General features: G+C 59.6%; 6 protein-coding genes and 1 pseudogene. All 7 read left to right on the top strand.

Features of this window, described 5'->3' with window-relative positions; genetic code table 11:
• Positions 1–398, top strand: a 398-nt coding sequence (gene rplD / locus V6C07_RS04140) for a 50S ribosomal protein L4 (RefSeq protein WP_333535096.1), incomplete at its 5' end; no start/stop codon positions are given.
• A gap of 2 nt (positions 399–400) precedes the next feature.
• On the top strand, positions 401–691 hold the full coding sequence (rplW, locus tag V6C07_RS04135; protein ID WP_012624296.1) for a 50S ribosomal protein L23: 291 nt from the start codon (positions 401–403) through the stop codon (positions 689–691).
• 2 nt (positions 692–693) lie between these two features.
• On the top strand, positions 694–1,542 hold the full coding sequence (rplB, locus tag V6C07_RS04130; RefSeq protein WP_291440653.1) for a 50S ribosomal protein L2: 849 nt from the start codon (positions 694–696) through the stop codon (positions 1,540–1,542).
• A gap of 9 nt (positions 1,543–1,551) precedes the next feature.
• On the top strand, positions 1,552–1,836 hold the full coding sequence (gene rpsS / locus V6C07_RS04125; RefSeq protein WP_012624298.1) for a 30S ribosomal protein S19: 285 nt from the start codon (positions 1,552–1,554) through the stop codon (positions 1,834–1,836).
• Between the two features lie 9 nt (positions 1,837–1,845).
• On the top strand, positions 1,846–2,184 hold the full coding sequence (gene rplV / locus V6C07_RS04120) for a 50S ribosomal protein L22 (RefSeq protein WP_012624299.1): 339 nt from the start codon (positions 1,846–1,848) through the stop codon (positions 2,182–2,184).
• A 3-nt stretch (positions 2,185–2,187) separates the two neighbouring features.
• Complete coding sequence (rpsC, locus tag V6C07_RS04115) at positions 2,188–2,829, top strand: 30S ribosomal protein S3 (RefSeq protein WP_333535094.1); 642 nt, start codon at positions 2,188–2,190, stop codon at positions 2,827–2,829.
• Positions 2,829–2,941 (top strand): annotated as a pseudogene (locus V6C07_RS04110) (50S ribosomal protein L16); the annotation flags it as partial. The gene rpsC and the pseudogene V6C07_RS04110, both read left to right, overlap by 1 nt.

Here is a 2,941-nt window from a genome sequence, read left to right as displayed (position 1 = left end):
GCTCGCCCATCTGGCGCGGCGGCGCCATCACCTTCGGACCCAGCCCGCGCGACTACACCTTCAAGGTGAACAGCAAGGTGCGCAGCCTGGCCCTCAGGATGGCCCTTTCGAGCCGTCTGGCCGCTGAAAGCCTGATGGTGGTCAAGGGCATAGTGCTGCCCGAAGCCAAAACCAAACATTTTGCCAAGGTGGCCGACACCCTGGGTCTTACCAAGGCCCTCATTGTGGCGCCCGAGGAAAATGCGGAACTGACCCGTTCGGCCCGCAACATCCCCGGCCTCACCCTGACCACGGTGGACCGCCTGAGCGTGCTTGAAATCCTGAAGCACAAGCAGCTTGTGCTGCTGGAAGGCGCTGTGGAGTCTGTGCAGGCGCGCTTCGAGAAGAAGGGAGCGTAGTTATGGAAATCACTTCTGTTCTGCTCAAGCCCCTGCTGACCGAAAAGACGACCATGCTCAAGGACGAAGCGCAGCAGGTAGCCTTTATGGTTCACACCCAGGCCAACAAGCTTGAAATCAAGCAGGCCGTGGAAAAGGCTTTTGATGTTAAAGTGGAAGCGGTTAACGTGGTTCGCCGCGCGCCCCTGAACAGGGAGCGCCAGGGCCGCGTTGTCGGCCGCAAGCCCGGCTGGAAAAAAGCGTATGTGACGCTGCGCCAGGGCGATAAAATCGAGTTCTTCGAGGGAGTATAAGCATGGCTGTCCGCAAGCTGAAACCGACTTCCGCTGGGCGTCGTTTCCAGACGGTTTCCGATTTTGAGGAAATCACCCGGACGCGCCCCGAGAAGTCCCTCACCGTCGGCCTGACCAAAAAGGCCGGCCGTAACAACCTGGGCCGCATCACCAGCCGCCGTCGTGGCGGTGGCGTAAAGCGTCTGTACCGTATTATCGACTTCAAGCGCGACAAGACCGGCATTGAAGCCCGCGTGGCGCACATCGAGTACGATCCCAACCGTACCGCCCGTATCGCCCTCCTGCATTACACAGACGGCGAAAAACGCTACATTCTGGCCCCCGTGGGCCTGAAGCAGGGCGATGTGGTCATGAGCGGCGTCAACGACCGCAACGGCGAAGTGGCGGACATCATGCCCGGCAATGCCCTGCCCATGCAGCGCATTCCTGTGGGTACGGTCATCCACAACATCGAGCTGTACCCCGGTAAGGGCGGCCAGCTCTGCCGCGCCGCCGGAACCTACGCCCAGCTGGTAGCCAAGGAAGGCAAGTATGCTCTTCTGCGTCTGCCCTCGGGTGAAGTGCGCAAGGTGCTGGTTACCTGCGTGGCTACTGTAGGCCAGGTGGGCAACGTGCATCATGAAAGCATCAGGCTGGGCAAGGCAGGCCGTAACCGCTGGCTCGGTCGCCGTCCCAAGGTCCGTGGCGTAGCCATGAACCCCATCGACCACCCCCTGGGCGGTGGCGAAGGCAGAAGCTCCGGCGGCCGCCATCCTGTGTCGCCCTGGGGCATGCCTGCCAAGGGGTACAAGACCCGCGACAAAAAGAAGGCCTCTTCCAGGCTTATTGTTAAACGCCGCGGCCAGAAGTAGGAGTAGCTCATGCCGAGATCATTGAAAAAAGGGCCGTTTGTTGACGGTCATTTGATGAAAAAGGTCGACACCGCTGTGGCTAACAGTGACCGCCGCGTGCTTAAGACCTGGTCGCGCCGCTCGACCATCCTGCCCGAAATGGTGGGACTGACCTTTGCGGTGCATAATGGCAAAAAGTTCGTGCCGGTGTTCGTCACCGAAAACATGGTGGGTCACAAGCTGGGCGAATTTTCGCCCACCCGTACCTATCATGGGCATGCCGCCGACAAAAAGGCCAAGGCCGGCAGGAAGTAGGGTAGCGATATGGAATCGAAAGCTATTGCGAAGTTCCAGCGCGTTTCGCCGCGCAAGACCCGTCTTGTTGCCAAGAACGTGCAGGGTCTTGGAGTGGAGGAGGCTATGAACCTTCTGCGCTTCACGCCCAACAAGCCCGCGGGGGTTCTTTACGGCGTGCTCAAGAGCGCGCTGGCTAATGCCTCCCAGCTGGGCGGCGTTGATGTGGACGCCATGGTGGTGAAGGAAGTCGTTGTTAACGAAGGTCCCACCTGGAAGCGCTTCATGCCCCGTGCTCAGGGCCGGGCCACCAAGATCAACAAGCGCACGAGCCACATCACCGTTATACTCGCAGAAGGGCAGGAATAGGCTATGGGTCAGAAAGTACATCCGTTCGGGTTCCGGCTTGGGTATAACAAGAATTGGCAGTCCCGCTGGTTCAGCAAGAAGGAATACCCTGCCTTTGTCTACGAAGACAGCAAGATCCGCGCGTTCGTCAAAAAGCTTCTCTTTCATGCGGGGCTTTCCAAGATCGAGATTGAACGTGCCGGCGGCAAGGTACGGCTTATTCTGTCCACGGCTCGCCCCGGCATTGTTATCGGGCGCAAGGGCGTGGAAATTGAAAAGCTGCGCAATGACCTGCGTCAGAAGTTCGGACGCGAGTTTTCTCTGGAAGTGAACGAAATCCGCCGTCCTGAAGTGGACGCCCAGCTTGTGGCCGAGAACGTGGCCCAGCAGCTGGAACGCCGTGTGGCCTTCCGGCGCGCCATGAAGCGCACCGTGTCCATGGCCCGCAAATTCGGCGGCGAAGGCATCAAGGTGACGTGCTCCGGCCGTCTGGCCGGCGCTGAAATCGCCCGTACCGAATGGTACCGCGATGGCCGGGTGCCCTTGCAGACCCTGCGCGCCGATATTGACTACGGCTTTGCCGAAGCGCGCACCACCTACGGCATCATTGGTGTCAAGGTGTGGATATACAAGGGTGAAATCCTTGACAAAGAGGTTGATCAGTAATGCTTGCGCCCAAAAAAGTTAAATTCCGCAAATGGCAGAAGGGCCGCCTGCGCGGCCTGGCTACCCGCGGCGCCACCGTCGCCTTTGGCGATATCGGTTTGAAGGCCGTTCA

This window comes from Desulfovibrio sp. 1214_IL3152 (assembly GCF_036763055.1).
Classification (GTDB): Bacteria; Desulfobacterota; Desulfovibrionia; order Desulfovibrionales; family Desulfovibrionaceae; genus Desulfovibrio.
The sequence above is the reverse complement of the archived record's forward strand: the minus strand, read 5'-3'. Positions and strand labels throughout refer to the sequence as shown.

What these genes read in the sequence shown, in the direction of transcription:
- rplW (WP_012624296.1), top strand. Translation starts at nt 401, where the DNA reads ATGGAAATCACTTCTGTTCTGCTCAAGCCCCTGCTGACCGAAAAGACG.
- rplB (WP_291440653.1), top strand. Translation starts at nt 694, where the DNA reads ATGGCTGTCCGCAAGCTGAAACCGACTTCCGCTGGGCGTCGTTTCCAG.
- rpsS (WP_012624298.1), top strand. Translation starts at nt 1,552, where the DNA reads ATGCCGAGATCATTGAAAAAAGGGCCGTTTGTTGACGGTCATTTGATG.
- rplV (WP_012624299.1), top strand. Translation starts at nt 1,846, where the DNA reads ATGGAATCGAAAGCTATTGCGAAGTTCCAGCGCGTTTCGCCGCGCAAG.
- rpsC (WP_333535094.1), top strand. Translation starts at nt 2,188, where the DNA reads ATGGGTCAGAAAGTACATCCGTTCGGGTTCCGGCTTGGGTATAACAAG.